Here is a 26185-nt window from a genome sequence, read left to right as displayed (position 1 = left end):
TGACAAAGGCATAAAATGAAAAATAAAAATGTTCTTTTGATTGAAGATAATCTTGAACTACAAAAACTTATAAGTGATTTTTTAAAGGATTATAAGTATATGTGTAGTGTTTATTCTCAACCCTTAGAAGCCTTAGAAGAGTTTGAAAAGAATCATTTTAATTATTCTATAATTATTTTAGATTTAGGTCTTCCAAGAATGGATGGTTTTGACCTTTTTAAAAAACTAAAAGCTATTAAAAACATTCCTATTATTATCTCAACTGCAAGAGATGATATAGGAAATAAAATTTATGGGTTTGAGTTAGGAGCTGATGATTATTTATCAAAACCTTATGAACCAAGAGAGTTAGTTTTACGAATAGATGCAACACTTAAAAGATATAATGATAGTGATGAATTAAAGATTAATGATTTATTTATTGATTTAGATAAAAAAAGTGTGTTTTTACAAAATCATCAAATTGAGTTTACTAAAATAGAAACAGAAATATTCTTTATGTTTATAAATAATTTAAATAAAGTAGTTTCAAGGGAAGATATTATAAATCAAACTTCTTTAAAAGAAGACACTAAAAATAGAACGATTGATATGCACGTAAGTAATATACGTTTTAAAATAAATGATGATTCAAAAGAAGCTAGATATATAAAATCAGTATGGGGAATAGGGTACAAGTTTTGTGATGACAATTAGACAAAGACTTTTTATTTCATTTTCATTAATTTTACTAATTATTATATCTATTATAGGAGTATTTTTTTATACTACTTTTAATTTGAGTGAAATACATAAAACTCAAATACATAGATATGCTCAAATAAGAAGAGTAGAAAAATTAAAAGAATACAATAACTCTTTTTCATGGGTTGTTTTAGATATTATTACTGATTATGAAAAAAAAGATGTAGTTCAAGAACGTCTAAATAAATCAAATAAACTTTTTGAAGCTTTGCTTTCACAAAAAAAAGAGATTATAAATAATGCAGAAATAAAAAAAGAAAAAGAAAATCTTCAACAATTATTTGAATACTTTAAAAAAATACAAATACTTATAAATCATGATTTATACAAAATAGTACAAAAAAGTAAAAATCAAAATGATTTTATGCTATTTAATAAAAACTTTGAAAATATAAATTTAAAAATTCATAAGCTTTTGGAAGAAGAAATTGCTTATCTTCAAACAAAACTTGATGAAACAGAAGAAAATACAAATCAGTTTATTGATACTATAAAACTTGAATTAGTAATACTTCTTTTAATAGCTTTTCTTTTATCTTTTGTTATTTCATCAAAGATAACAAAAGAGATAAAAGATATGCTTGATAAATTAAATAAAGGAGTTTTACAGCTTTTTAAAGATGACGAGAATAGTATAAAAGTTGATATTGGTAAAGATAATGAATTAAGTGAAATAACAAATAATTTAAATTCATATCTTGAAAAACAAGCAGATATAATACATTCAAGAGAAGAACTTTTAAGAAATATAAGCCATGAATTAAAAACTCCCATTGCCAAAGCAAAGTTTTTACTTGAGAATTTAAAACACGATAAAGATAATATACAAATTGAAAATATAAATAATGTTTTCATAGATATGGAAGAGCTTATAAGTAAACTTTTACAAAGAGAAAAACTTAACTTCGCAAAAATAAATCCCTCAAAATTTAAAATTAGTTCTTTAATTTTAGAGGCTTTATCAAAACTTTCAATTGATGATGAATCAAAGGTTTTTCTTGATATAAAAGATGATTTTGATATAGAAGGTGATAAATACTATTTAACTATAGCACTTAAAAATTTAATAGATAATGCAATGAAATATGCAAATACTTACCCCATAAAGATTAAATCTTTTGATAATAAAATTCAAATTCAAAATACTGCTGATAAACTTTCAAGTAGTCTTATTTATTATATTCAACCCTTTACAAGAGAACTTAATCAACAAGTAGGACATGGTCTTGGCTTAAATATTGTAAATAAAATCATTGAAATACATGATTTTACTTTAGGTTATAAGTATGAAAATTCACAAAATGTTTTTTTTATAGATTTTAAAAGCAAATAATATGTCAAGAAAATGTAAAGAAATACTACATTTTATACTTGACACATATTTTATATAATTTTATTAACAGCAGAAAAAAAGATTTTAAAAGGATATAAAATGGAATTTCTAAGAAACTTAATACTATTAGTTATAGTGTCATTTGCGGCAATAGGTTTAATTAGCGCAAGCTTTTAGGAAAAGGTAAATTAAAAACTACCTAAGTGTCATAGGTAGTTTTACTTTGTGCTTAAATATTTATATAAAATAATAAACTCCCTAAACTTACTATTAAAAAACCACCTATTATTTCAAGTATAAAACTTTTATTTTCAAAAAAATTATTTGCTTTTTTATTTAAGATAATAGATAAAATACCAACTATTGAAATAGTAAGACCCATTCCAATACTCATAGCAATAGCAGCTAAAATACCTAATAAATATTTTTTTAATACAATACAAAATAAAACTATAGTCATAACTCCAGGACAAGGAACAATTCCTGTACTAATGGCAATACTATACTTGTTTTTATTTTTTTCTATATTTTTTTCTTTTTGTTTTCTTGAAAAATATGAAGATAAAATTATATAAAAACCTATACTTATTATCATAAATGCACTTATTTTCATTGTGATTTTTGAGTAGTAATCAAAGTTTTGTTTAAACATTGACTCTAAAATAAAATATATTCCAAAAGTTAAAACTAATGCAGAAATTGCATGAACTATTGATATTAAATATCCTAAAATAAAAGCTTGACTATATTTATTTTTTGTAGTTGAAAAGTAAAATGCAACTAATGCTTTTCCATGACCTGGTCCTGCTGCGTGTATTAATCCATATAAAAAAGCAATACTTAAAACTATAATTGAGCTTGTTAAGGTATTTTCATCATTTATGTTTCTTATTGTTTCTGAAATAAAGCTATTTATTTTATATTGATATTGTATTAATTCTTTTAAAAAGCTATCATAAAGTTGCATTTAATCCACTCCAAATACAGATTTTTTTATTTTTTCACTTTTATTTTTATTTAAACCTATTGTTTTTATATACTTTTTTTCTATAATCATTCCTACAAATAAATCTTTATCAAAAAATTCAATCTTTAAATTTTTAAGTGTTTTAATATTTTCAATATTAAAGCTATAAATTAAACGATTTTTTTCTATTGAAGCTTTAAAATTTTTTGGTTTTATAGTTATATTTTTTTTTTCTAAGTAAATACTCATATAATAATTTTGTTTTTCTAATGAACTAAAATAGTTTTCGAAAATATATTTATTTTCATTTTTATCAAATTTACCATTTGCATCTGTATCAAGCTCCATAATCAACATCATCGATGTCATTTCATCAATAATCCATTTTATATTAAAGTTATCTATAGTTTCTTTTTTTATATTTATTGTTGGTTTAACTTCGATAAATGTATGAGGATGACTAAAAGCTTCATTTGTAAGAAATATAAAAAAGCATATTCTAAGTATCAAGTTCATAGGATCTAAAAAAACATGACTTAGCACCTGTATGACAAGCAGATTCTCCAACTTGTTCTACAATAGCTAATATAGTATCATAATCACAGTCAACTTTTAAATCTATAAGTTTTTGGATATGCCCGCTACTTTCACCTTTTTTCCATATTCTATTTTTACTTCTTGAAAAATAATGAACTATCTTTGTTTGATTTGTTAAATCTAAAGCTTCTTGATTCATATATCCAAGCATAAGAACTTCATTTGTTCCAAACTCTTGAGTTATAACTGGAACAAGACCATTTGATTTTTTAAAATCTATTTTCATAAAATTCCTTTTGCGACTAAGTTGCATTTTGGTATAGTATCAAAGTAATTTTAAATGCAACTTAGTTGCATAAAATAAAAGGATTAATTTCTATGGAAAAATTTATAATAAATCAAGCTTTAGATATGCATTTGCATTTAAGAGATGATGATATGTTAAAACTGGTGGCACATATGACTTCAAATGGTTTTTGTGGAGCACTTATAATGCCAAATATTTTACCTCCTATTACTACAAAAAAAGATTTACTATCTTATAAAAAAAGAATCAAAGAAGCCTGTAAAGATGATAAATTTGAACCTTTTATGACTGTTTTTTTTCAAGTAGATTATTCTTATGAGTTTTTAGAAGATATAAAAGATGAAATAATTGCAGTTAAGTTATACCCTTTTGGAGTAACTACAAATTCACAAACAGGTGTGTCTTCAATGGATGTTGAGGTTTTAAGACCTACTTTGGAATCAATGTCTAAACTAGGTATTCCTTTATGTGTTCATGGAGAAACAAAAGGTTTTGTTATGGATAGGGAAAAAGAGTTTTTACCTATTTATGAGTCATTGGCTATTAATTTCCCTAAGTTAAAAATTATAATGGAACATATTTCCTCAAAAGAGTCTATATCTTTGCTTGAAAAATATGATAATTTATATGCAACAATCACAGTACATCATTTAATGCTTACTTTAGATGATGTAGCAGGTGGAATGTTAAACCCTCATATTTTTTGTAAACCAATTGTAAAAAGACCAGAAGATAGAGAAGCCTTATTGAAATTAGCTCTTAATGCACATCCAAAAGTAATGTTTGGTTCAGATTCAGCTCCTCATCAAAAAAATACAAAAGAGTGCCATCATGGAGCTGCAGGGATTTTTAGTTCACCAATTTTGCTTCAAGTTTTAACACAGCTTTTTGAAAAAAATGGAAAACTTGATAATTTAAATGCTTTTATAAGTTTAAATGCACAAAAAATTTATGATTTAAAGCCCCTTGGTAAAGAAGTGGTATTGGTAAAAAAAGATTTTATAGTTCCTAAGGAATATTCTTACAGAAATGAAAAAGTAGTGCCTTTATTTGAAGGGCAAACCTTATCTTGGAGTATTGATAAAATTATTCAAGAAAAAACTAAATAAAAGGAGAAAAAGATGATGAAAAATTCTAAGGTTATACTTGAGCAATGGATTCAAGCTGTAAATGAAAAAAGTGTTAAAAATTTAGAAAACTTATATGATAAAAATGCTGTTTTAATTCCTACATTTTCAAATAGAGTATTAGATACAGAAGAAAAAATTCAAGACTATTTTATGAAGCTTGGAAGTAGAGAGGGTTTAAGTGTTACTTTACATGAAAAAACACTAAGAGTTCAAGAAGTAAGTGATTTTATCTCAATAATAAGTGGTATTTACAATTGGCGTTTTATTATTGATGATGAATTACTTAATTTTGAAGCAAGGTTTTCTTATGTTATTGATATTTCTAAAGAGAATCCAATTTTACATCATCATTCATCACAAATCCCTCGAATGTTGTAATAGTAAGTATTGATTTATTTTCTTGGAGTATAATACTTTTATTAATATTCAGGAGTAGAAATGGATTATAAAAAGTTTGCAGATTTTTCCCCTTGTGATTATGCAGGGCCTTTAAAAAGGGAGAGTTTTATGGATTCTGGAATGAAGGAATTATGGGTAGGTATTCCAAGAGTTTCAGGGCCTGCTTTTACAGTAGAAATGGTAGCAGGTGAAAATCTAGCTTTACATAGAGCAATATATGAAGCACCAGTTGGAGCTATCATTGTAGCTCAATCAAATACAGTTGATTATTCAGTAATAGGTGGAAATGTTACAGCCATTGCACAAAAAAGAGGAATAGCAGGTTTTGTAATTGATGGTACAGTAAGAGATATTGGTGAAATAAAAGAACTTAAAATGCCAATGTTTGGAAGAGGTGTACTACCAATGCCTGGAGGTAAAAAAAATGCAGTACCTGTAAATGTTCCTATTACTGCTGGTGGTATTGCTGTTAATCCTGGAGATGTTATTGTCGCTGATGAAGAGGGTATTGCTGTAATTCCTAAAGATAAAGCAGAAGAAATTTATGCTCAAACAAAGTTAAATGTTGAAAAAGAAAGAGCTATGAGTTTTGAACAGTGGGCTGCTAATCATAAAGAGAAAATAGACTTTTTTTATAAATAATACAAAAAACTACCTCAAAAAAGGTAGTTTTTCTCTTTTCTTCTAAGTCTCTTAAAATACTATTTTATGAAATATTTACATAAGTTTAAGTAAACTTTTAACTTTGTTTGTGAAACAATCACTAAATGTAGTTAAAAAGGAAACAGATGAATTCTGTAGTTATTGCCGTTATGGTCATGGTTTTACTCTCGCTTGTTAGAGTAAATATTGTTATTGCTTTAATTATTGGAGCAATTGTTGGAGGTTTAAGTGCTGGCTTAGACTTAAATGAAACTATAAAAGCTTTTAATGCTGGTCTTGGTGATGGAGCTACTATTGCACTTAGCTATACTATGTTAGGTACTTTTGCTGTAGCTATTTCTAAATCAGGTATTACAGATTTATTATCAAATATGATTATAAAAAAAGTAGGTAATAGCACTTCTTCAATGCAGTTTATTTATATAAAATATTTAATGCTTACATTGATTTTATTAGCAGCTATTTCTTCTCAAAATCTTATCCCTGTACATATCGCATTTATTCCTATTTTAATACCACCATTACTTCATTCTATGTCTAAGTTAGAGTTAGATAGAAGAATTGTTGCTTGTGTTATAACTTTTGGTTTAGTAGGAACTTATATGTTATTGCCTGTAGGTTTTGGTGGGATATTTTTAAATGAAATTTTATTAAAAAACTTACTTGATAGTGGTATAGAAGCTTCAAGGGGTCAACTTCCTATTGCTATGTCTATTCCTGTATTTGGAATGTTTATAGGACTTCTTGTAGCCATATTTTTTTCATACAGAAAAAAAAGAGTTTATGATGTGAGTAAAATATTAGAAACTGAATCACAGAAAAAAGAAGTAAATAATTTTTATGTATTAATAGCTCTTGTTTCTGTAGTTTTAGCTTTGGGTTTACAGTTATATACAAACTCTATTATTTTAGGTTCATTAGCAGGTTTTATCATCTTTATCGTTGCTGGTGTAATCAAAGCAAATCAAACACAAAACTTTTTTGAAAAAGGTTTAAAAATGATGGGGATGATAGGTTTTATTATGATAGCTGCAAATGGTTTTGCTAATGTAATGAATGAAACAGGTGGTGTTCAAACTTTAGTTTCATCTATTTCAAGTTTAATTGGAGATAATAAATCTTTAGCTGTATTCTTAATGTTAATTGTTGGTTTATTTATTACTATGGGAATTGGTTCATCCTTTTCAACGATTCCAATTATTGCTACTATTTATGCACCTTTATGTATGCAGCTTGATTTATCTGTAATGGCAACAATAACTATTATAGGTACAGCAGCAGCTTTAGGAGATGCAGGAAGCCCAGCTTCTGATAGTACCCTTGGCCCTACATCTGGATTAAATGTAGATGGGCAACATGATCATATATGGGATTCAGTTGTTCCAACTTTTATTCACTATAATATACCATTGGTTTTATTTGGATGGTTTGCGGCTGTTTATGTTTTTTAAAAAGCTAAATTAGTCTATTTTTTCGCAAGGTTTACTAAATAAGTAACCTTGTGAATAGTCTATTCCTAAACTATTTATAACTTCTTGAATTTCGCGTGTGTAGACATATTCTGCAATACAAGAGATATTTCCACCTTTAGCAAAACTAGATAAGGCTTTTGTGATTTCATAGCTTTTTTTATTTGTATCAATGTCTTTTATATATTTAGCATCAATTTTAATAGAATCTATATCTAAATCAATAAGTCTTTCAAAGTTAGAATACTCTCTTCCAAAATCGTCAATTGCTAATTTTATTCCTAATTCTTTAATTGCTTTTAATTGTTTTATATGATTTTTTTTACCTGTTGAACTTACTCCTTCAAGTATTTCTAATGTTAATCTATATGGTTTAATATTATGAATTAATAAAGCGCTTTTTAAATAGCTAATAAGATAGTTTTTACTTAAATCTTCTTCTGTAATATTGATTGAGAACATATAACTATTTTTACTCATATATTCAAAGCTTTTATCTATGATTATTTTTGTTATGTCAGGAAGTAAGCCCGATAGTTTTGCTGCTTCTAAAAATTCACTAGGGCTTATTATTTTACTATCTTTTTTTATTCTTACTAGGACTTCATATTTTGTAATAACATTTTTTTTATTGTCATGTATTCCTTGATAAAATGGAATTATACTATTTTTATCTATTGCCTCTCTTATTAAGTTTGTAGCTTTAATGAAACTTTGTGTTGTTTCATAGTTAATTTGAGTGTTTTTTTCTAAAATATAAGATCTATTTTTACCTAATTCTTTTGCTTTTCTAAGAGATAATGATGAATTTCTTAAAAGATTTTTATTATCATATACTGCACCAATGCAAAAAGTTAAATTGATTTTTATTTCTTTTATATTGATTGAATTAGAGAAAAAATACTCTTTGATTTCTTTAATTTTTTCTTTTATATCTATTTTTTCTTCATATAATAATGCAAACTCATCAGAATTGAATCTAAATGTATTATCAGAAGCAAATTTTTCTTTGAGAATTTTAGCTAATTTTTTTAGAAGTTTATCTCCTATGGTAAAACCATAAGCAGTGTTTATATAATTGAAGTTATTTATATTTAATAAAAGTAGTGTTCTAAATTTTTTATCATAAATTAATTTTTCAAAATAAGACTTATTTTTTAGTGAAGTTAGATTGTCATAGTAAGCTAAATATTTAGATTTTTCTTCATTTTCTTGATTTTTTAAAATAATACTTACAATAGAAGAACTTGTTTCTAGTAGTTTTTTATGAAAAATACTTGGAGCTCTTTTTTCAAAAGATGTTAAAGCAAAAGAACCAATAGCTTTTCTATTTTCATTTCTTATTGGCATAGACCAACAAGAACATAAAGAAAAATTTGATACAAACTCTTTTAAATCTTCCCATCTTTTATCTGTTTTTACATCTTTTACAAATACTGCTTCATTTGTAAAAACAGCTGTTCCACAAGAACCTGCATTAGGCCCTGGTTTTAGAAAATTTAGCTCTTTTTGTGCTTCTTTAGGAATTGAAGGGGCTGCTAAAACATTCATATATTCTTCATTCTCATCTATCATCATAATTGAAGCTACAGAATTTGGTAAAAGTGTTTCAGCTAAAATACAAAGCATATCTAAGATTGTTTGTGTCTCTTTTTGTTCAGCAATCATATTTAATATTTCATGTTGTATTGTTAAAATATTATCATATTCTTTTGGACTAATTATTACTTCATTTTCTAAAAAAGTTGAATTTATATTTTTATTTTTCATATATATGCTTTTTATTATTTTATAAGATTAATATTATATAGATAAAATTATTAAAAAAAGGTTTTAATTAGCAAAATATCGTAAAATAGGTAGTTAAAAACTAAAAAAGAAAAATAAAATTAATATCTAAATATTATTAATAATTTTTCTCTTTTAAGTTAAATTATTATTTAATCCCTCAAAAATAGTTTTTGAGCTTTTATATTACAGCTCCTGAAGCTTCCATTATTTCTCTTCCTTCTTCGCTCATCAAATCTTTAGACCAAGGAGGGTTAAATGTAAGATTAACTTTAACTTCATCAACTTCATCAACTGCAAGTGTTACATATTTTGTTTGTTCTACTAAACTCTCAGCTACTGGACAAGCTGGACTTGTAAGAGTCATAAGGACGTTACAGTATAAATAATTTCCTTTCATCTCAAAACCGATATCATATATTAATCCTAAATCATAAATATTTACAGGAATTTCAGGATCAAATACACTTTTTAGATTATTTATAATTTTCTTTTCTATTTCTTCTTTATTGTCTAATAATGACATGATTTTTCCTTCATGCGTTTTGTGCAAACTCTTTTATTTTTTTTATCATTCCTATTACTCCACTTTGTCTATTTGGTGTAATAACTTCAGCTAATTTTAGTTCATGTACAATATCCATATCAACTTCTTTTAATTCTTCAACAGTAGAATTTGAAAAAATTTGTAAAATCATATAAACTAAACCTTTTACTATTATTGCATCACTTGTTCCATAAAAATATAGCTTTCCATCTTTTTGTTCACAAATAAGCCAAACTTGTGATGTACAGCCATGTACTAAATTTGCTGGAACTTTGTGTTTTTCATCTAAGGGTTCTAGCTTTTTTCCTAAATCAATAATATATTCATATTTTTGTAATTCATCTTCAAAAAAGTCTAAATCTTCTTTTATTTCTTCAACTCTAGCTTCTATATTACTCATTTTATATCCTCTTATTTCAACATACTTATAGCTTTTTTAAGAGCAGTTATTAAGGCATCTACATCCTTATAATCATTGTAAAATGCAAGTGAAACTCTAATAGTTCCTTTTATTCCTAGTTGCTTCATAATCGGTTGAGCACAATGATGTCCAACTCTTAATGCTATTTTCATTTTATCTACTAAAATACCAATATCATCATGAATTAAACCTTTAATATTAAAGCTTCTACTTCCAATAGAGTCTTTTATATTATTATAAAATTCAATATCTGGAATTTTTCTAAGTTCTTCATCTAAGTAGTGATATACATCTTTTTCAATTGCTTCAATATTTTCATATCCAACATGATTTAGATATTCAAGTGCTTCTGCAAAACCTATAATTCCTGCAATATTTTGTGTTCCGGCTTCAAATTTATAAGGAGAGTCAAGTAGTGTTGATTTTTCAAAGTCAACTTGATCAATAGTTGCACCACCTGTTTGATAAGGTTTTAAATCCTTTAGATATTTCTCTTTTACATAAATAGCTCCAACACCTGTTGGTCCAAAAGTTTTATGGGCAGAAATAGCAAAAAAATCAGCATCTATATCTTGTAAATCTATTTTAGTATGAGCTAAACTTTGAGCTCCATCTATCATAACAACAGCTTCATATTTGTGTGCTAATTCACAAATAGCTTTTATATCATGGATTTTTCCAAAGGCATTTGAAATATGAGTAACTGACACAAAAGCATTTGGATTGTTTTTTAGTAACTCTTCAAAATGAGCAAAATCAAAACTAAGATTTTCATCACATCTTACAACTTCTAAACCCTCTCTTAAAGTTCTTCCTTGTATATGCCAAGGCACTATATTTGAGTGGTGTTCTAGTGAAGAGATAATTACTGTTTTAAAATCTTTCACAAAAGATTCGGCTATAAAATTTATAGATTCACTTACACCTTTTGTGAAAATCAACTCTTCATTTTTAGAAGCATTGATAAATTCTTTTAGAACTTTTCTTGCATTCTCAAAGTTTTGTGTTGCTTTATTTGCATGACCAAAATTACTTCTATGAGTATTAGAACAGTAGTGTTCATAATACTCAATTTGAGAGTTTACAACCTCTTTTGGTTTTTGAGTTGTAGCTGCATTATCTAAATATATAATATCTGAGTTTTGAAAATATGGAAAATCTTTTTTAAACATATTTAGTCCTTTCATAAGAATCGATAAACTCTTTTATTAGTTCATCGCTGATATTATCATATATTTGACCCTCAAAAGCGTTTAAAAGCATATCATAAGCTTTTTCTTTTTTTATACCTCTTGATTGAAGATATAAAAGCTGCTCTTTATCAAGTGTACCTGTTGTTGCTCCATGACTTGCTTCAAGTTCATCTATTAAAATTTCAAGATGAGGCTGAGCAAAAATCGTTGCATCATTTGATAATAAAATAGTATTTGAATTTTGGAAAGCTTTAGAGTATAAAGCCTCTTTATTTACTATTGATTTTGCTTTAAATACAGCTTTTGCTTTATCTTTTAGTGAATGTTTATAGTTTATATCACTAGTTGAACTCTCATTATTATGGATAGTTTTGATCAGGTTTGCTGTATTTGAACTATCTTTTGATTTTACTAAACCATTTAAGTTATACTCAATATTTTTATTGTCAATACTGTTTTCATAACTATTTACTATTAAGCCAGTTCCAAGTTCAAAATTTGATACTTTGCATTTTGAGTTTTCTTCTTGTTTAAATATTGCATTAAATAAAAAGCTATTTTGTTCATTTATATCTTGAATTTTGGCGTATTCAAAATCAGTATTTTCTTCTATATTAAACTCTCTATTTACACTATAAGCACTATTTTGAGAACTATTTGTAAATACTTCAATAAGAGAAGCTTTTGCACCTTTTTTTACTTCTATTTTTATAGAATTTGTATAAAAAGTTTCATCCTCTTTTATCTTATGAACTAAACAAATAGGTTCAGGTATATTTGAATTTATAGTTAGAACTATTTGTTTTTTCTCAAAGTTTTTTGTGATTTCAAATAATGGATTTTCATAATTGTTTGTATCTTCTTTTAATTCTAATCCAACTATATCCAATTCATAACTTTTTATATTTTTAAAATCATAAGAAAAAAGAGCTTGTAAATCTACTTTTCTAAACTCTTCATCATATTTTGAAGGAAGATTAATATTTTCTAAATCACTTATTCTCATCTTTTATTCCTATTCCCTCAAAACCTTTTTCATCAAGTTCTAAGGCTAGATTATAATCTCCAGTTTTTACAATTTTCCCATCATTTAAAATATGTACATAATCAGGTTTGATTAACTCTAAAAGTCTATCATAATGAGTAATCATAAGAACTGATTTTTTACCATCTAACATACCATTTATTACATTTGCAACTGTTTTTATAGCATCTACATCTAATCCTGAATCTATTTCATCAAGCATAATTAAATCAGGGTTTAGTAATAATAGTTGAATTAGTTCATTTCTTTTTTTCTCACCACCACTAAATCCATCATTTAAATCTCTTTGAAGAAGTTTTCTATCAAGATTATATTTTGCAGTTTCTTTTTTCACGTGTTTTAGAAATTCCATAGCATCGATTTCATCTTGACCTTCATAAGCTCTTTTTTCATTGATTGCTGTTTTTAAAAAGTAGCTATTATTTACTCCTGGAACTTCAACTGGGTTTTGAAAACTCATAAAAATACCTTCATTAGCTCGTTCACTAACATCTAAATCAAGTAAGTCTTTTTTCTTATAAGTTATTGTCCCACCTGTTACCTCACAGTCATAGTGAGCACTTAAAGTTTTCACAAGTGTTGATTTACCAGCTCCATTTACACCCATAAGTGCGTGGATTTCTCCTTCTTTGATTTCTAAATCAAGACCTTTTAAAATCTCTTTTTCATTTATATTTACTTTTAAATCTTTTATACTTAACATTATATATTTCCTTAAAATGTTTTTTCTTTTATTCTTAGGTCTTGGATATATTATCCAACACTTCCCTCAAGTGATATATTTAACAGCTCTTTAGCTTCAGCTGCAAACTCCATTGGTAGCTCTTTTAATACTTCTTTACAGAAACCATTAACTATCATAGATACTGCATTTTCAGGATTAATTCCTCTTTGTTCTATGTAGAATAGTTGCTCATCTGAAATTTTTGAAGTTGTTGCTTCATGCTCAATTTTTGCTGTCATGTTTTTAACTTCATGATATGGATATGTATGTGCATTACAAGCATTTCCAATAAGAAGTGAATCACATTCAGAAATATTTCTTGCATTGTAGGCATTTTTACCAACTCTAACTAATCCTCTATAGGCATTTATTCCTTGCATTGCAGAGATACCTTTTGATATAATAGTTGATTTAGTATTTTTACCTAAATGTATCATCTTTGTACCAGTATCAGCTTGTTGGGCCTTTGATGAAATAGCAACAGAGTAAAACTCACCAACACTATTATCACCTTTTAGAACACATGAAGGGTATTTCCATGTTAAACTTGAACCTGTTTCAACTTGTGTCCAAGAGATTTTTGAGTTTTCACCTTTACATAAACCTCTTTTTGTTACAAAGTTTAAAATACCACCTTTACCTTGCTCATCACCTGGGTACCAGTTTTGAATAGTCGAATATTTTATTTGTGCATTATCTAAAGTAACTAATTCAACAACTGCAGCATGAAGTTGTCTTTCATCTCTTGTAGGAGCTGAACATCCTTCATTATATGATACATAACTTCCTTCATCACAGATGATTAAAGTTCTCTCAAATTGTCCTGTATCTAAGGCATTTATTCTAAAGTATGTTGATAATTCCATAGGACATCTTGTATTTGGTGGAATATAAACAAAACTTCCATCTGTAAATACAGCAGAGTTTAAACAGGCAAAATAGTTATCACCAACTGGAACAACAGAAGCTAAGTATTTTTCTAAAAGTTCTGGATATTTATTTGCAGCTTCTGAGATTGAACAGAAAATGATTCCTAATTTTTCTAACTCTTCTTGATAAGTTGTTTTAACTGATACTGAATCAAATACAGCATCAACTGCAACACCTGCAAGTTGCTTTTGCTCTTCTAGTGGAATACCTAGTTTCTCATAAGTTTTTAAAATTTCAGGATCAACTTCATCTAGTGAACCTAAAGGTTTTTTGGGTGCAGAATAATATGCAATGTCTTGATAATCTATTGTAGGATATTTTAAATTTGCCCAATTAGGCTCTTCCATATTTTTCCACTTTTCATAGGCTTTTAATCTAAAATCTAAAAGCCATTGGGGCTCATCTTTTTTTGCTGAAATGGCTTTAATAACATTTTCATTTAAGCCCTTAGGAAATGTATCACTTTCTACTAAAGTTTCAAATCCTAGTTTATAATCACTATTAATAACATCATGTATCTGTTGATTTTGACTCATAACAGACTCCAATTTTTAAGATTTTTATATAGGACAAAATTTGTCTTAATTAGAATATAACAGTAAAATAATTAAAGTGAACTTAAATAGGACAAATAAAGTCCTATTTAAAAAATTTGATACTTTTTTACTATTTATTTTGTAGTTAAAATTGAATTTATAATAACTTAAAGTTTCATCGTGAACTAATCAATTTTATTAAAAAGGGAGTTAGATAATTATCACTTAAAAAAGAAATTAACATCTCTTTTTTTGAACCAGTATTTAAATAGGTCATTGTATTTGATATATCAAAACCTGGATCATTTAGTCTAAGACGCATTTTTGCACTCTTAAGAGAGGGTTTTCTTCTTAACTTTTTTTCTTGACCTTCTAATAATAAAATTAAATTTTCTAATTTTTCTATCTTTTGTTTTTGATTTTCCATGCTGAAACTTTCAATATGATTAAACCTATTATCATCGTAATTAAAGCTGTTAAAAAATAAGCAGGTATTTCACCCCAATAAATTGCTATACTTGCTTTAATTCCTAATAATAAGAAGATTATTGTAGTGAAAAATATTAAAACAGCTAAAAAAAATAAGATTAAACCTTTTAGTGTTTCACTAAAAGATAATTTTATTTCCTCAACTTGTGCTTCAATTAGCTCTACTACAGATATTATAAATTCTGAAATTGTTACTTTTGACATTATCTCTTAAGTAACCAAGCAGCTATAAATCCAACTCCAAATGTAATAGCAACACTTTTTAGTGGATCTTTTTTAATTCTTTTTTCAACTTCATCAACTTCTTCAAGTCCTTTAGTTTTTAAGCTCTCAACTTTTTTAGTTAATTCTTCTATTGATAATTCATCTAGTAGTTTTGATTTTTCTCTATCAATATTTGAACTAGCTATTTCTTTCATTGTTTCAGTTAAACTTTTTAAGTCTGACTTTAAGTCATTTATTTCTTCTTTTAGTTTTGTAACTTCTTGTGCTGTTGCCATATCTAATCCTTTTCTTTAAAATTATTTTTTAGAGATTAACAATCTACTAGTGTTTATTATAACCGAAAAATATATTAAATAAAAATAAAACTAGAGATTGTTTTTTAGATTTAAACTATTTGATTTTATTTTCTAAAGTTTTAGTATAAAAAGAAATAGGATAAGTTAAAATTAGATAACCAATTGCCAAAGGTATGTAACTTTCTAAAGTAGAATAGGTTATAGCATCAACTTCTTGAGCATTCATAGTAAATTCAGATATTGCTATTATTGATAATAATGATGAATCTTTTATGATAGAAGCAAATTGTCCTGTTAGTGCAGGAAGCATTCTTTTAAAAGCTTGTGGGAAAATTATATATCTATACATTTGATAGTTTGTCATTCCTAAACTTAGGCTTGTTTCAAATTGTTCTTTTTCAATAGATTGTAAGGCAGCTCTAATTATTTCACATACATAAGCACCTGAAAAAATAGCAAGTATAAATGTTCCTACAATATACCTATTTTCAAAACCTAAATTATTAGCAAATACATAAAAGAAAATTAGTATCTGAACTAAAAGAGGTGTACCTCTAATAATTTCAATATAAAACCTTGCGAAAAATCTTAAAATAATTATTTTTGAGTTTTGAGCATAAGCAAAAAATAATCCAATCACAAAACTTAATAGTAATGCAAAAAATGAAATTATAATTGTCATTATAAAACCATTTATAAATTTTTGCTTGTATTCATATACATGAGGCCAATTAAAATCATAAGAGATATTTGAAAACATCAAATAAACAGGTGTGATAATCAATAATGCTAAAAAAGTTAAGTTAAAAAGATAAACCAATTTTGAAAGTGGTTTATCTTTTTTATAACTTAATTCATTAATAAATAAGTCTTTTAATTTGATAGGACAGTCCTAAAAGAAAAATGGAATATTAAGTTCATCAAAAGTAGCTTTTGCTTCTTTTAAGTGTTTGTTTGCAAATTTATCAAAAGTACCATCTTCTTTTGCTTTTTTTATAAACTCATTAACTTTTTCTTTTAAAGGATCATTTTGTCTTAAAGCAACACCCCAGTATTCAAAGTTTTTTTGGAAAGGTTTTAATAATGCTACAGTTGTATCTTTATGTTGTACATGATTTTTATAAATAGTTAACTGATCATATAAAAAACCATCAGCTTTTCCTTGTACTACTTCAAGTACACAAGCATTTTCTTTATCAAAAACTAAAATCTCTGCATTTTTAAGATTTTTAGAAGCATAAACATGACCTGTTGAACCTTTTTTTACAGCTATTTTTTTACCTTCAATATTTAGTTCATCAATTGAACTTACCCCTGATTCTTTATTTGCTAAAATAGCTAAAGATGATTGTGCATAAGGAATTGAAAAGTCAATTGATTTTTTTCTTTCATCTGTGATAGTCATTGAAGAAATAATTAAATCAATTTTACCTGTTTTAAGTGATGGGATTAATCCAGCCCATGCTGTATTTTCAATAACTACTTCTTTTCCTAAGTATTCACCTAATTTTTTAGCAAAATCTACAGATACACCTTTTGGATTTCCATCAATATCACTCATTTCAAAAGGTGGATATGCTAGTTCCATACCAACTTTTAATACTTCTTTTTTATTCTCATTAGTCATTTCATTTTGATTTTTATCATCACAAGCTGTAAATAACACAGCAACAAATAGCGTAATTATTAGTAATAATTTATTTTTCATATTTTTCCTTGGATAATTTTTTTTTAATTATCTCTACTCTTTACTTAACATTTCTTTATTTGTAGTTGTAGAATTTATTAAGATTACAATATAATATACGCGATTTTTTTAGAAAAGAAACTAATAATATAGTATTTATTACAGTTTTTTGTTACAAAATGGAATAAAATTTCTCATAATCTTTTAATTAAGACAAATTTTATCCGATTTAGATTAGAATACAAAAAATTAATTACAAATATAAAAAATAATTATAATTAACAATGATAATTGTTATCATAAAGAATAGGAAAATTAAATATGATGGAAGTTTATTTAGACAATAATGCAACAACAATGGTTGACCCAAAAGTTTTTGAAGAAATGAAACCATTTTTTTGTGAAAAGTATGGGAATCCAAACTCATTACATAGATTTGGAGCGGGAACTCATCCTAAGATGGTTGAAGCATTAAATTATTTATATGAAGGTATTAATGCAGCAGATGAAGATGATATTGTTATTATGTCAAATGCAACTGAAAGTATAAATACTGTTATTAAAGGTATCTGGGTAGATAAAATTTTAAATGGTGATAAAAAACATATAATTACTTCAGAAGTAGAACACCCAGCAGTTACTGCTACATGTAAATTTTTAGAGTCTCAAGGCGTAGCTGTTACTTATTTACCTGTAAATGAACAAGGTATATTAGAAGCAAATTCTGTAAAAGATTATATTAAAGATGATACTGCATTAGTTTCTATTATGTGGGCAAATAATGAAACAGGTAAAATTTTCCCTATAAAAGAGATTGGTGAAATATGTAAAGAAGCAGGTGTTCCTTTCCATACAGATGCAACTCAAGCAATAGGAAAAGTAAAAGTTGATGTTCAAGATGCAAATGTTGATTATTTAACTTTTTCTGCACATAAATTCCATGGACCAAAAGGTGTTGGTGGTTTATATGTTAAAAAAGGTTATGCTTTAACTCCTTTATTACATGGAGGAGAACAAATGGGTGGTTATAGAGCTGGTACTGTTGATGTTGCATCAATGGTAGGTATGGGACTTGCTATGCATTTAGCAACTAATCCAATGGCTTTAGCTTATGAAGAAAATCATGTAAGAAAATTAAGAGATAAATTAGAAGATGCAATTTTAGAAATTCCTGAAACTATTGTAATTGGTGGAAAAGATAATAGAACTCCAAATACAACACTTATTTCAATCAGAGGTGTTGAGGGTGAATCAATGTTATGGGATTTAAATCAAAATGGTGTTGGTGCATCTACGGGAAGTGCTTGTGCAAGTGAAGACTTAGAAGCAAATCCAGTTATGAATGCTTTTGGTAGTGATAGTGAATTAGCTCATACAGGTGTTAGATTATCTTTAAGTAGATTTAATACAGAAGAGCAAATAGATTATGCAATAAATGTTATTAAAAATGCAGTTGAGAGATTAAGAGGATTATCTAGTTCTTATGCTTATGCACCAGAATCTCATAACTCAGGTTTATAATAGATACAAACAAATATAAAAAAGAATTTAAAAAGGATAATAAATGGCTAAAAATGATTTAATTAGCGGTTCAATTTGGGACGAGTACTCAAATGAAGTAGTAAATAGAATGAATAATCCACAACATCAAGGTGAGATTACAGAAGAGAGAGCAAAAGAATTAGGTGCAAAATTAATTATTGCTGATTTTGGTGCTGAATCATGTGGTGACGCAGTAAGATTATATTGGGCAGTTGATGAATCAAATGATAAAATTTTAGAATCTAAATTTAAATCTTTTGGTTGTGGTACTGCAATTGCATCTTCTGATGTTATGGCTGAATTATGTGTTGGAAAGACTGTAGATGAAGCTGTAAAAATTACTAATATTGATGTTGAGCATGCACTAAGAGATAATCCAGATACACCTGCTGTTCCACCTCAAAAAATGCACTGTTCTGTAATGGCTTATGATGTTATCAAAAAAGCTGCTGGGGAGTACAAAGGTGTTGATATGGAATCTTTTGAGGAAGAGGAAATTGTATGTGAATGTGCTAGAGTTACTTTAGCTACAATCAAAGAAGTTATTAGATTAAATGATTTAAAAACTGTTGAAGAAATCACTGATTATACAAAAGCAGGAGCTTTCTGTAAATCATGTATTAAGCCTGGTGGGCATGAAGAAAAAGATGTATATTTAGTTGATATTTTAAAAGACACTAGAGCTGCGATGGAAGAAGAAAAATTAAAATCTGCTGCTGATGCAAGTGCATCTGGTTCTTTATCATTTGATAAAATGACTTTAGTTCAAAGAATTAAAGCAATTGATTCATTATTAGATGAAGAAATTAGACCTATGCTTGCTATGGATGGTGGAAATATGGAAATTATTGATATTAAAGAAAATCTACCTCATTATGATTTATATATCAGATACTTAGGTGCTTGTTCTGGATGTGCTTCTGGAAGTACTGGAACATTATATGCAATTGAATCTGTATTACAACAAAAAATTGATGAAAACTTAAGAGTTTTACCAATTTAATTTTATATAAATACAAACAACTATTTAAAAGGTCTATATTTTTACATAGGCCTTTTTTTATTTACTTAAACTTATAATGTTATAATATATTTAAATAAATAAGGAGTATATAATGACAGCACAAGATAAAGAATTAGAACAATTACATGATACAATAGTTGATGATGTACAATCACTTGTTTCAAAATATATGTCTATTGTTGGATGGGATGTTCCTGAAAATGATGAAGATGAAGCACAAAGAAAAATATTAAATATTGTAAAAGAAGCAATTAAAGATATAGAAAATAAAAACTCATAATATCACTTATGTTATAATACGCCAAAACAAGCTTATTATAATATAGGGATATAAATGTCAAATCAAAATAATCAAATATTAAAAAACACAAATGCACAAATTTTAGATGAGTTTAATGCATCTATTATGTTCGATAAAGAACTATATTCACAAGATATAAGAGGAAGTATTGCTCATTCACAAATGCTTTTTGAGCAAGGGGTTCTTACAAAAGAAGAGCAAGAAGCTATTGAAAATGGTTTGCTTCAAGTAAAAGAAGAAATAGAATCAGGAAAGTTTGAATTTACATTAGCTACTGAAGATATTCACATGGCAGTTGAATCAAGACTTACTGAAATTATTGGTGAACCTGGGAAGAAACTTCATACTGCAAGAAGTAGAAATGACCAAGTAGCAACTGATTTTAGACTTTATGTACAAGAAAAATCATTAAGTATTAAAGAACAGTTAAAAACTTTAGTTGAAGTTTTTGTAGATGTTGCTTCAAAACATACTGAAACTTTAATTCCTGGTATGACTCACTTACAACATGCTCAACCTCTTAACTTTGCTTATCATTTATTAGCTTATGCAAATATGTTTAAAAGAGATTTCCAAAGATTTGAAAGTTCTTATGAAAGAAATAACTATTCTCCTCTTGGAAGTGCAGCATTAGCTGGAACGCCACATAATATAGATAGAAATTCAACTAGTACAAAACTTGGATTTACTGCGCCAACTACTCATGCTATGGATACTGTATCAGATAGAGATTTTGCTTTAGAGATTTTATTTAATATTTCAACTTCAATGATGCATATTTCAAGAATTTCAGAAGAGCTAATTACTTGGTCTTCTTATGAGTTCCAATTTGTAAGAATGTCTGATGAGTATGCTACTACTTCATCTATTATGCCTCAAAAGAAAAATCCAGATGTACCTGAGTTATTAAGAGGTAAAACAGGTAGAGTATATGGAAACTTAATATCACTTCTTACAGTAATGAAAGGTTTACCTTTAGCTTATAACAAAGACACACAAGAAGATAAAGAGGGTGTATTTGATTCTGTTAAGACTATAGAAATATCTCTTAAAATTTTAACAGAAGTTATCAAAACAATGATAGTAAATGTAGATAAAATGGAAAATGCTTGTAAAGTAGGGCACTTAAGTGCTACTGATTTAGCTGATTATTTAGTACAAAAACAAAATATGCCATTTAGAACAGCTTATTATATTACAAAAGATGTTGTGGCAAAAGCTAATTCTTTAAATAAGGATATCAGTGAATTAACTATTGATGAAATTAGACAAGCAAATGAAGAGTTAAAAAATATAGATGAAGAAATAATTATGTTTCTTGATTTAAGAAACTCAATGAATGCAAGAACATCATTAGGTGGAACATCAACACAGCAAACAAAATATCAAATTGATGAGTTTAAAAAGTGGTTAGTTTCTAAATAGAAGCTAATTTAAATTTAGTAAAAGATGAGTTAAAAACTCATCTTTTCTTATAAGAATTTTTTAGTCATTTCATATAGAGATTGGATATCAGTTTTACCAACGAAACCATCAACACCAATTCTACTCATTTTACCTTTTACAGCATCTGTTGTCATTGATGAATTTACAATAACAGGAATATGCTCATATTTACTATTATTTTTTATAAATGAAGCAACTTGATATCCATCAGTTCCTGGCATTTCAATATCAGTAATTACCATACCAATTTTATCAGGAGTTAACTCTTCTATTCTTTTAAGAAGTTGAGTCCCATCAGTATAAACTTCAAATCTAACACCAGTTCTTTTAAAGAATTTATTTAAAACTTCTCTAGCAACACCTGAATCCTCAGCTGCTAAGATAAGTTTTTGACTATCAAGCTTATCTTCTACATATTTTTTAACATCATCTTCACCATCATCAGTCCAACCTACATCTCTTAATAATTGTTCTGCATTAAAGACTGTACAAAGTTCATCTTTGTCATCAACTTTTACATAAGTTGTATATGTTATTCTTGCATTAGTTTCTTCTGAGTGTCTTAGTTGATCTGTAGTCTTTTCTACAATGTCAAGCATATCTTTTACTAAGAAACCAATTTTTTTATGATTAAACTCACAATAAATAATAAGTTTATATTCACTCATATCTAAAGGTTTTAATCCTAACCATACATCAAGATTGATTAATGTTACAGGTTCTCCTCTAATTGTTGCAATACCTGCTATTACATCACTTTCTTTTGGTGTATCATTAATAGTAACTTCATCTTTAATAATGAAGGCTTTTACTTTTGCTATGTTTATTGCATAAATATTATTATGACCAGTGTAAAAAACAGCTAATTGTTGAACATTTCTTAAATGACCTTGAGTCATTTGTTCAACACTACCACTAATACCACTCATGAGAATCCTTTTTTTGTTATACTACTTTATTATATATCTTTTATTCTTTAAGTAACTTTAAGTTATTTTTTCATTTTTCTAAGTATCTTTTGAACTGCTACAGAAGCCATCATTAGACCAAATGAACCCGTAACTGCTTCAAAACTTCCCTTTTCAATACAATTTGGGTTTTCTGATGAAAAAATTACTTTAAACTTTCTTTTAAAGCCTTCTTTTTTCAACTGTGTTCTAATTTTTTTTATAAATGGATCATTAAATGTATCCCAAATTGATTTATATTCAATTTTACTTGGATCAAGTCTTTTTGCACTACCACTTGTTGTAATTACTTTTGTATAATATCGTTTGATTAGATGAACTTTTGGAGTTACATCATCGATTGCATCTAATATGTAATCATACGATGAAAAATCAAAGTTGTCAATCCATTCAGGTGTTATTTTTGCATGAATTGCTGTAACTTCTGGATATTTTTCTTTTAAAGCTTCTACTTTAACTCTTCCAATATTTCCATGACTACCCATCTGTCTATTCATATTTGATTCTTCATAAGTATCAAAATCAACAATTGTAATATTTTTTATTCCTGTATTATATAAGGCATCTAAAGCAAAACTACCTACTCCACCAACACCTAATAAGATTAGTTTTACATCTTTAAATTTGTCAAATTTGTCTTGACCAAAAAGTTTTATGGTTCTATCATACTGCATATAATCTACTCTTTTAAAATTTTTTGCTATTATATCATAAATTAATTTATGGAGATGTTGATGGAAAAAGAACCTATGACAAATGCAGGATATGAAAAAATTACTGGGGAATTAGATTTCTTAAAATCTAAAGAAAGACCTCATACTGTAATTGAACTAGATGAAGCTAGACAATTAGGGGATTTAAAAGAGAATGCAGAATACCATGCAGCAAAAGATAAATTAGCATTAATAGATGCTCAAATTGCAGAATTAGGTGCAGTAATTTCTAAAGCAGTGATTATTGATCCTTCAACACTTCCTCATGATAAGGTAAGTTTTGGTTCAACTGTTAAGTTAGTTGATGTTGATACAGATGAAGAGTTTACTTATGCAATTGTAGGTGGAGTTGAGTCAAGTGCAGAAAAAGGTTTAATTTCTTTTAATTCGCCTTTAGCAAAACAACTTTTAGGAAAAGAAGAGGGTGATGAAGTTGTTGCTACTTTACCAGGGGCTACAAGAACTTTTGAAATATTAGATGTATATTATAAGGAGTTTAATTTATAATGAATGTAGCAGTTATTGGAGCTAGTGGTTATACAGGTTTAGAATTAGTAAAAATTTTAATAAACCATCCAAAATTTAATATTACATATATAGCAAATTCTACAGGTGAAGAAAATATTCAAGAATTACATCCTTGTTTAAAAGATGTAATTGATATTGAAGTAAGTAAAGCTAATGCAAAAGAAGTATCAAGAGTAGCTGATTTAGCATTTTTGGCATTACCTCATAAAACATCAATGTTTTTTGCTAAAGAGTTATTAGACCTAGGTGTAAAAGTTGTAGATTTATCAGCTGATTATAGACTTGACTTAGAAACTTATGAAAAATATTATTGTCCTCATGAGGATAAAGAACATATAAAAGATTCAGTATATGGCTTACCAGAATATTATGCAAAAGAATTAAAAGATTCAAACTTAGTAGCTAATCCTGGATGTTATCCAACTGCATCTCTTTTAGCACTTTTACCTTTTGTGGATTATATAGAAGAGGGAACTCCTATTTTTATTGATGCAAAATCAGGAGTAAGTGGGGCTGGTAAGAAACTTAGTGAAATCGCACATTTTGCTAATTTAAATGAAAATCATCATGCTTACAATCCTTTTAAGCATAGACACATGCCAGAAATAGAAGAAAAAGTTAAAAAAGTAAAAGGAAAAGATTTTCAAATTAATTTTGTACCTCATTTAATCCCTGTAACAAGAGGTATGTTAGTTTCTGTTTATGCAACACTAAAAGAAGAAGTTGATGTAAAAGAGATTTTAAATCAAGCATATAAAAATAGTGAATTTGTAAGAGTAAGAAATAATCCTGTTGATTTAAAATCTACAGCAGGAACAAACTTTTGTGATATTTTTGTAGAGAGTAATAAAAGAGCTTTATTTATAAACTCTTCAATAGATAATTTACTTAGAGGTGCTTCATCTCAAGCTGTAGTAAATGCAAATATTATGTGTGGCTTTGAAGAAGGTGAGGGTATTCCAAAAATCGCTTATGTACCATAATATACAATTAGAAGAATCAGCTATTTTTGTAGCTGATTCTCACTATAATAAAAAAAATACTCAATTTCTTTTATTTTTAAAAAAACTAGAAAAACAAGAAATACAAACAAAACAACTTTTTTTAATGGGTGATAATTTTGATTTTATTTCAGGTGAAAGTAAATATTTCATTAGACAAAATCAAGAATTGATTGATATTTTAAATAAACTATCAAATAAAATACAAATAGTATATTTAGAAGGAAATCATGACTATAATCTTTCAAAACTTTTTCCAAATATTTTAGTTGTAAAAAGAGAAGAACAACCTTTAATAATAAATTATAAAGAACAAAGTGTTGCTTTATCTCATGGTGATAACTTTATAAATTGGCAGTATGATTTATATTGTAAAATAATAAGAAATACTTTTTTATTGAAATTTTTAAACTTAATTGATTTTAATAATTTTATATCAAAAAAAATAGATGAAGCACTTCTTGAAAAAAATATATGCCACAAAATTCATGATTTTAAAACTTTAGTGAAGAAAAGAGTAGACAATTATAATGCTAATATAGTTATTGAAGGACATTATCATCAGGGTAAAACTTATAAGTTAGATAATAAATTTTATGTAAATATACCTTCTTTGTGTTGTGATAATATGTATACAGTTTTTTCAAAAGAAGAGTTTAATGGAGTAACTTTATGAACTTAATATTTTTTGTTTTTTTATGTTTCATTTTACTTTTAATTATTATTGTTTTATATTTGATTTTCTCTAGGAAAACAAATACAGTAAAAAAAGAAGAAATAATTAATGTAGAAAAAAAACAAAAAGAAAAAATAAAAATATCAGAGTTGCCAATCCCTTCTAAAATAGAGAGTTTTAGTACTTCAACTTTACTTAAAGCTTCAACAAAAATATTTGATATTTTTAAAGCTATTGATTATGCAAATAGATCAGAACATAGTTTAAATAAAATTGAGTGGCACTCTTGGCAAGTATCTATACTTCTGCAATTGTTAAAAACAAATTACAATTTAAATGTTGAAGTTTCAAAAAACAACTTTCATCCTTTTTTGTATCGAATGAATAAAGAAGAGTTTTTGAGGCAAGTAGATGAAATACTTGAAAAATATGTATGTGAAGTAAATGTAAAAAGAACTAAAGACGAACTTTGTAAAGATATGCTTCTTTCAGGTAGGGAAGTATCTATACTTTTTTTTCTTATCTTAAATAAAAAGAGTTTATTAAAATAGTTAAA

General features: G+C 26.8%; 31 protein-coding genes. 14 read left to right on the top strand and 17 right to left on the bottom strand.

Annotated features, from left to right (window positions below; translation table 11 throughout):
• Positions 1-15 precede the first annotated feature (15 nt).
• Positions 16-696 carry a response regulator transcription factor gene (locus tag ACH5BK_RS08395; protein WP_404306353.1) on the top strand — a complete coding sequence of 227 codons (681 nt, stop codon included), beginning with the start codon at positions 16-18 and terminating at the stop codon, positions 694-696.
• Complete coding sequence (locus tag ACH5BK_RS08390) at positions 686-2077, top strand: ATP-binding protein (protein WP_404306351.1); 1392 nt, start codon at positions 686-688, stop codon at positions 2075-2077. The genes ACH5BK_RS08395 and ACH5BK_RS08390 overlap by 11 nt, the downstream gene beginning before the upstream one ends.
• Before the next feature lie 229 nt (positions 2078-2306).
• Here ACH5BK_RS08390 and ACH5BK_RS08385 read toward each other — a convergent pair whose 3' ends face one another.
• From ACH5BK_RS08385 to hisI, 3 genes are read right to left on the bottom strand one after another with little or no spacing between them, the layout of a single operon-like run.
• Entirely contained in the window at positions 2307-3044 is a 738-nt protein-coding gene (locus ACH5BK_RS08385) for a nickel/cobalt transporter (RefSeq protein WP_404306349.1), read from the bottom strand.
• Complete coding sequence (locus tag ACH5BK_RS08380) at positions 3045-3560, bottom strand: DUF1007 family protein (protein ID WP_404306347.1); 516 nt, start codon at positions 3558-3560, stop codon at positions 3045-3047. It lies immediately after the preceding gene.
• Positions 3544-3867, bottom strand: a complete 324-nt coding sequence (hisI, locus tag ACH5BK_RS08375) for a phosphoribosyl-AMP cyclohydrolase (protein ID WP_404306345.1) — start codon at positions 3865-3867, stop codon at positions 3544-3546. The genes ACH5BK_RS08380 and hisI overlap by 17 nt, the downstream gene beginning before the upstream one ends.
• A 92-nt stretch (positions 3868-3959) precedes the next feature.
• Here hisI and pyrC point away from each other — a divergent pair, with 92 nt between their 5' ends.
• The 4 genes from pyrC (at position 3960) to ACH5BK_RS08355 (ending at position 7531) form a co-directional block, all read left to right on the top strand.
• Positions 3960-4997 (top strand): dihydroorotase, encoded by a 1038-nt coding sequence (gene pyrC / locus ACH5BK_RS08370; RefSeq protein WP_404306343.1) that lies wholly within the window; start codon positions 3960-3962, stop codon positions 4995-4997.
• Between the two features lie 12 nt (positions 4998-5009).
• Positions 5010-5396: a nuclear transport factor 2 family protein gene (locus ACH5BK_RS08365; RefSeq protein WP_404306341.1), complete on the top strand. Its 387-nt coding sequence runs from the start codon at positions 5010-5012 to the stop codon at positions 5394-5396.
• 60 nt (positions 5397-5456) lie between these two features.
• The gene (locus tag ACH5BK_RS08360) at positions 5457-6059 is read left to right on the top strand and encodes an RraA family protein (protein WP_404306339.1); all 603 of its coding nucleotides are present in this window, start codon (positions 5457-5459) and stop codon (positions 6057-6059) included.
• Positions 6060-6205: 146 nt separating this feature from the next.
• Positions 6206-7531, top strand: coding sequence for a Na+/H+ antiporter family protein (locus tag ACH5BK_RS08355; RefSeq protein WP_404306337.1), 1326 nt, complete (start codon positions 6206-6208; stop codon positions 7529-7531).
• A 9-nt stretch (positions 7532-7540) separates the two neighbouring features.
• Here the strand turns inward: ACH5BK_RS08355 and ACH5BK_RS08350 are convergent, their stop codons facing one another.
• The 12 genes from ACH5BK_RS08350 to ACH5BK_RS08295 all read right to left on the bottom strand — a co-directional run bounded on the left by ACH5BK_RS08350 (position 7541) and on the right by ACH5BK_RS08295 (position 17451).
• Entirely contained in the window at positions 7541-9319 is a 1779-nt protein-coding gene (locus tag ACH5BK_RS08350) for an EAL domain-containing protein (protein WP_404306335.1), read from the bottom strand.
• A 199-nt stretch (positions 9320-9518) separates the two neighbouring features.
• On the bottom strand, positions 9519-9863 hold the full coding sequence (locus ACH5BK_RS08345; protein WP_404306333.1) for a metal-sulfur cluster assembly factor: 345 nt from the start codon (positions 9861-9863) through the stop codon (positions 9519-9521).
• Between the two features lie 10 nt (positions 9864-9873).
• A complete protein-coding gene (locus tag ACH5BK_RS08340) occupies positions 9874-10284 on the bottom strand; it encodes a SufE family protein (RefSeq protein WP_404306331.1) in 411 nt (136 codons plus the stop codon).
• Positions 10285-10295: 11 nt separating this feature from the next.
• Positions 10296-11477 carry an aminotransferase class V-fold PLP-dependent enzyme gene (locus tag ACH5BK_RS08335; protein ID WP_404306329.1) on the bottom strand — a complete coding sequence of 394 codons (1182 nt, stop codon included), beginning with the start codon at positions 11475-11477 and terminating at the stop codon, positions 10296-10298.
• Positions 11470-12504, bottom strand: a complete 1035-nt coding sequence (locus ACH5BK_RS08330) for a SufD family Fe-S cluster assembly protein (RefSeq protein WP_404306327.1) — start codon at positions 12502-12504, stop codon at positions 11470-11472. Before ACH5BK_RS08330 ends, ACH5BK_RS08335 begins: the two co-directional genes overlap by 8 nt.
• Entirely contained in the window at positions 12491-13246 is a 756-nt protein-coding gene (gene sufC / locus ACH5BK_RS08325) for a Fe-S cluster assembly ATPase SufC (protein ID WP_404306325.1), read from the bottom strand. Before sufC ends, ACH5BK_RS08330 begins: the two co-directional genes overlap by 14 nt.
• A 50-nt stretch (positions 13247-13296) precedes the next feature.
• Positions 13297-14733, bottom strand: coding sequence for a Fe-S cluster assembly protein SufB (gene sufB / locus ACH5BK_RS08320; protein WP_404306323.1), 1437 nt, complete (start codon positions 14731-14733; stop codon positions 13297-13299).
• 175 nt (positions 14734-14908) lie between these two features.
• Positions 14909-15160, bottom strand: coding sequence for a hypothetical protein (locus ACH5BK_RS08315; protein ID WP_404306321.1), 252 nt, complete (start codon positions 15158-15160; stop codon positions 14909-14911).
• On the bottom strand, positions 15136-15426 hold the full coding sequence (locus ACH5BK_RS08310) for a hypothetical protein (RefSeq protein ID WP_404306319.1): 291 nt from the start codon (positions 15424-15426) through the stop codon (positions 15136-15138). The genes ACH5BK_RS08315 and ACH5BK_RS08310 overlap by 25 nt, the downstream gene beginning before the upstream one ends.
• Positions 15426-15722 carry a YqjD family protein gene (locus ACH5BK_RS08305; RefSeq protein WP_404306317.1) on the bottom strand — a complete coding sequence of 99 codons (297 nt, stop codon included), beginning with the start codon at positions 15720-15722 and terminating at the stop codon, positions 15426-15428. The genes ACH5BK_RS08310 and ACH5BK_RS08305 overlap by 1 nt, the downstream gene beginning before the upstream one ends.
• A gap of 115 nt (positions 15723-15837) precedes the next feature.
• Entirely contained in the window at positions 15838-16503 is a 666-nt protein-coding gene (locus ACH5BK_RS08300) for an amino acid ABC transporter permease (RefSeq protein WP_404306577.1), read from the bottom strand.
• 132 nt (positions 16504-16635) lie between these two features.
• Complete coding sequence (locus ACH5BK_RS08295; protein ID WP_404306316.1) at positions 16636-17451, bottom strand: transporter substrate-binding domain-containing protein; 816 nt, start codon at positions 17449-17451, stop codon at positions 16636-16638.
• A 303-nt stretch (positions 17452-17754) separates the two neighbouring features.
• Here ACH5BK_RS08295 and ACH5BK_RS08290 point away from each other — a divergent pair, with 303 nt between their 5' ends.
• The 4 genes from ACH5BK_RS08290 to argH all read left to right on the top strand — a co-directional run bounded on the left by ACH5BK_RS08290 (position 17755) and on the right by argH (position 21722).
• A complete protein-coding gene (locus ACH5BK_RS08290; RefSeq protein ID WP_404306314.1) occupies positions 17755-18951 on the top strand; it encodes a NifS family cysteine desulfurase in 1197 nt (398 codons plus the stop codon).
• Between the two features lie 43 nt (positions 18952-18994).
• Positions 18995-19975 carry an iron-sulfur cluster assembly scaffold protein gene (locus ACH5BK_RS08285; RefSeq protein ID WP_404306313.1) on the top strand — a complete coding sequence of 327 codons (981 nt, stop codon included), beginning with the start codon at positions 18995-18997 and terminating at the stop codon, positions 19973-19975.
• Positions 19976-20087: 112 nt separating this feature from the next.
• Positions 20088-20276: a hypothetical protein gene (locus ACH5BK_RS08280; protein ID WP_404306311.1), complete on the top strand. Its 189-nt coding sequence runs from the start codon at positions 20088-20090 to the stop codon at positions 20274-20276.
• Positions 20277-20330: 54 nt separating this feature from the next.
• The gene (gene argH, locus ACH5BK_RS08275; protein ID WP_404306309.1) at positions 20331-21722 is read left to right on the top strand and encodes an argininosuccinate lyase; all 1392 of its coding nucleotides are present in this window, start codon (positions 20331-20333) and stop codon (positions 21720-21722) included.
• Positions 21723-21769: 47 nt separating this feature from the next.
• On the opposite strand, the gene ACH5BK_RS08270 is transcribed toward argH, so the two are convergent.
• Positions 21770-22672, bottom strand: a complete 903-nt coding sequence (locus ACH5BK_RS08270) for a chemotaxis protein CheV (RefSeq protein WP_404306308.1) — start codon at positions 22670-22672, stop codon at positions 21770-21772.
• A 62-nt stretch (positions 22673-22734) separates the two neighbouring features.
• Entirely contained in the window at positions 22735-23385 is a 651-nt protein-coding gene (locus tag ACH5BK_RS08265) for a ThiF family adenylyltransferase (protein WP_404306306.1), read from the bottom strand.
• Between the two features lie 60 nt (positions 23386-23445).
• Between ACH5BK_RS08265 and greA the strand changes: the two genes are divergently transcribed.
• From greA to ACH5BK_RS08245, 4 genes are read left to right on the top strand one after another with little or no spacing between them, the layout of a single operon-like run.
• Positions 23446-23931: a transcription elongation factor GreA gene (greA, locus tag ACH5BK_RS08260; RefSeq protein ID WP_404306305.1), complete on the top strand. Its 486-nt coding sequence runs from the start codon at positions 23446-23448 to the stop codon at positions 23929-23931.
• Complete coding sequence (argC, locus tag ACH5BK_RS08255) at positions 23931-24935, top strand: N-acetyl-gamma-glutamyl-phosphate reductase (protein ID WP_404306303.1); 1005 nt, start codon at positions 23931-23933, stop codon at positions 24933-24935. The genes greA and argC overlap by 1 nt, the downstream gene beginning before the upstream one ends.
• Positions 24925-25629 carry a UDP-2,3-diacylglucosamine diphosphatase gene (locus ACH5BK_RS08250; RefSeq protein ID WP_404306301.1) on the top strand — a complete coding sequence of 235 codons (705 nt, stop codon included), beginning with the start codon at positions 24925-24927 and terminating at the stop codon, positions 25627-25629. Before argC ends, ACH5BK_RS08250 begins: the two co-directional genes overlap by 11 nt.
• Entirely contained in the window at positions 25626-26180 is a 555-nt protein-coding gene (locus tag ACH5BK_RS08245; RefSeq protein WP_404306299.1) for a hypothetical protein, read from the top strand. Before ACH5BK_RS08250 ends, ACH5BK_RS08245 begins: the two co-directional genes overlap by 4 nt.
• The last annotated feature ends 5 nt before the right edge of the window (positions 26181-26185 follow it).

This window comes from Arcobacter sp. YIC-80 (assembly GCF_044841725.1).
In the GTDB taxonomy this organism is placed as follows: domain Bacteria; phylum Campylobacterota; class Campylobacteria; order Campylobacterales; family Arcobacteraceae; genus Arcobacter_B.
This window is presented reverse-complemented; position numbering and strand designations above follow the sequence as displayed.

What these genes read in the sequence shown, in the direction of transcription:
- ACH5BK_RS08330 (WP_404306327.1), bottom strand. Translation starts at nt 12,504, where the DNA reads ATGAGAATAAGTGATTTAGAAAATATTAATCTTCCTTCAAAATATGAT.
- greA (WP_404306305.1), top strand. Translation starts at nt 23,446, where the DNA reads ATGGAAAAAGAACCTATGACAAATGCAGGATATGAAAAAATTACTGGG.
- ACH5BK_RS08365 (WP_404306341.1), top strand. Translation starts at nt 5,010, where the DNA reads ATGATGAAAAATTCTAAGGTTATACTTGAGCAATGGATTCAAGCTGTA.
- ACH5BK_RS08380 (WP_404306347.1), bottom strand. Translation starts at nt 3,560, where the DNA reads ATGAACTTGATACTTAGAATATGCTTTTTTATATTTCTTACAAATGAA.
- hisI (WP_404306345.1), bottom strand. Translation starts at nt 3,867, where the DNA reads ATGAAAATAGATTTTAAAAAATCAAATGGTCTTGTTCCAGTTATAACT.
- ACH5BK_RS08265 (WP_404306306.1), bottom strand. Translation starts at nt 23,385, where the DNA reads ATGCAGTATGATAGAACCATAAAACTTTTTGGTCAAGACAAATTTGAC.
- argH (WP_404306309.1), top strand. Translation starts at nt 20,331, where the DNA reads ATGTCAAATCAAAATAATCAAATATTAAAAAACACAAATGCACAAATT.
- ACH5BK_RS08295 (WP_404306316.1), bottom strand. Translation starts at nt 17,451, where the DNA reads ATGAAAAATAAATTATTACTAATAATTACGCTATTTGTTGCTGTGTTA.
- ACH5BK_RS08290 (WP_404306314.1), top strand. Translation starts at nt 17,755, where the DNA reads ATGGAAGTTTATTTAGACAATAATGCAACAACAATGGTTGACCCAAAA.
- ACH5BK_RS08340 (WP_404306331.1), bottom strand. Translation starts at nt 10,284, where the DNA reads ATGAGTAATATAGAAGCTAGAGTTGAAGAAATAAAAGAAGATTTAGAC.
- ACH5BK_RS08270 (WP_404306308.1), bottom strand. Translation starts at nt 22,672, where the DNA reads ATGAGTGGTATTAGTGGTAGTGTTGAACAAATGACTCAAGGTCATTTA.
- argC (WP_404306303.1), top strand. Translation starts at nt 23,931, where the DNA reads ATGAATGTAGCAGTTATTGGAGCTAGTGGTTATACAGGTTTAGAATTA.
- sufB (WP_404306323.1), bottom strand. Translation starts at nt 14,733, where the DNA reads ATGAGTCAAAATCAACAGATACATGATGTTATTAATAGTGATTATAAA.
- ACH5BK_RS08305 (WP_404306317.1), bottom strand. Translation starts at nt 15,722, where the DNA reads ATGGCAACAGCACAAGAAGTTACAAAACTAAAAGAAGAAATAAATGAC.
- pyrC (WP_404306343.1), top strand. Translation starts at nt 3,960, where the DNA reads ATGGAAAAATTTATAATAAATCAAGCTTTAGATATGCATTTGCATTTA.
- ACH5BK_RS08280 (WP_404306311.1), top strand. Translation starts at nt 20,088, where the DNA reads ATGACAGCACAAGATAAAGAATTAGAACAATTACATGATACAATAGTT.
- ACH5BK_RS08360 (WP_404306339.1), top strand. Translation starts at nt 5,457, where the DNA reads ATGGATTATAAAAAGTTTGCAGATTTTTCCCCTTGTGATTATGCAGGG.
- ACH5BK_RS08315 (WP_404306321.1), bottom strand. Translation starts at nt 15,160, where the DNA reads ATGGAAAATCAAAAACAAAAGATAGAAAAATTAGAAAATTTAATTTTA.
- ACH5BK_RS08350 (WP_404306335.1), bottom strand. Translation starts at nt 9,319, where the DNA reads ATGAAAAATAAAAATATAAATTCAACTTTTTTAGAAAATGAAGTAATA.
- ACH5BK_RS08285 (WP_404306313.1), top strand. Translation starts at nt 18,995, where the DNA reads ATGGCTAAAAATGATTTAATTAGCGGTTCAATTTGGGACGAGTACTCA.
- ACH5BK_RS08245 (WP_404306299.1), top strand. Translation starts at nt 25,626, where the DNA reads ATGAACTTAATATTTTTTGTTTTTTTATGTTTCATTTTACTTTTAATT.
- ACH5BK_RS08395 (WP_404306353.1), top strand. Translation starts at nt 16, where the DNA reads ATGAAAAATAAAAATGTTCTTTTGATTGAAGATAATCTTGAACTACAA.
- ACH5BK_RS08250 (WP_404306301.1), top strand. Translation starts at nt 24,925, where the DNA reads ATGTACCATAATATACAATTAGAAGAATCAGCTATTTTTGTAGCTGAT.
- ACH5BK_RS08355 (WP_404306337.1), top strand. Translation starts at nt 6,206, where the DNA reads ATGAATTCTGTAGTTATTGCCGTTATGGTCATGGTTTTACTCTCGCTT.
- ACH5BK_RS08310 (WP_404306319.1), bottom strand. Translation starts at nt 15,426, where the DNA reads ATGTCAAAAGTAACAATTTCAGAATTTATAATATCTGTAGTAGAGCTA.
- ACH5BK_RS08390 (WP_404306351.1), top strand. Translation starts at nt 686, where the DNA reads ATGACAATTAGACAAAGACTTTTTATTTCATTTTCATTAATTTTACTA.
- ACH5BK_RS08335 (WP_404306329.1), bottom strand. Translation starts at nt 11,477, where the DNA reads ATGTTTAAAAAAGATTTTCCATATTTTCAAAACTCAGATATTATATAT.
- ACH5BK_RS08385 (WP_404306349.1), bottom strand. Translation starts at nt 3,044, where the DNA reads ATGCAACTTTATGATAGCTTTTTAAAAGAATTAATACAATATCAATAT.
- ACH5BK_RS08345 (WP_404306333.1), bottom strand. Translation starts at nt 9,863, where the DNA reads ATGTCATTATTAGACAATAAAGAAGAAATAGAAAAGAAAATTATAAAT.
- ACH5BK_RS08300 (WP_404306577.1), bottom strand. Translation starts at nt 16,503, where the DNA reads ATGTTTTCAAATATCTCTTATGATTTTAATTGGCCTCATGTATATGAA.
- sufC (WP_404306325.1), bottom strand. Translation starts at nt 13,246, where the DNA reads ATGTTAAGTATAAAAGATTTAAAAGTAAATATAAATGAAAAAGAGATT.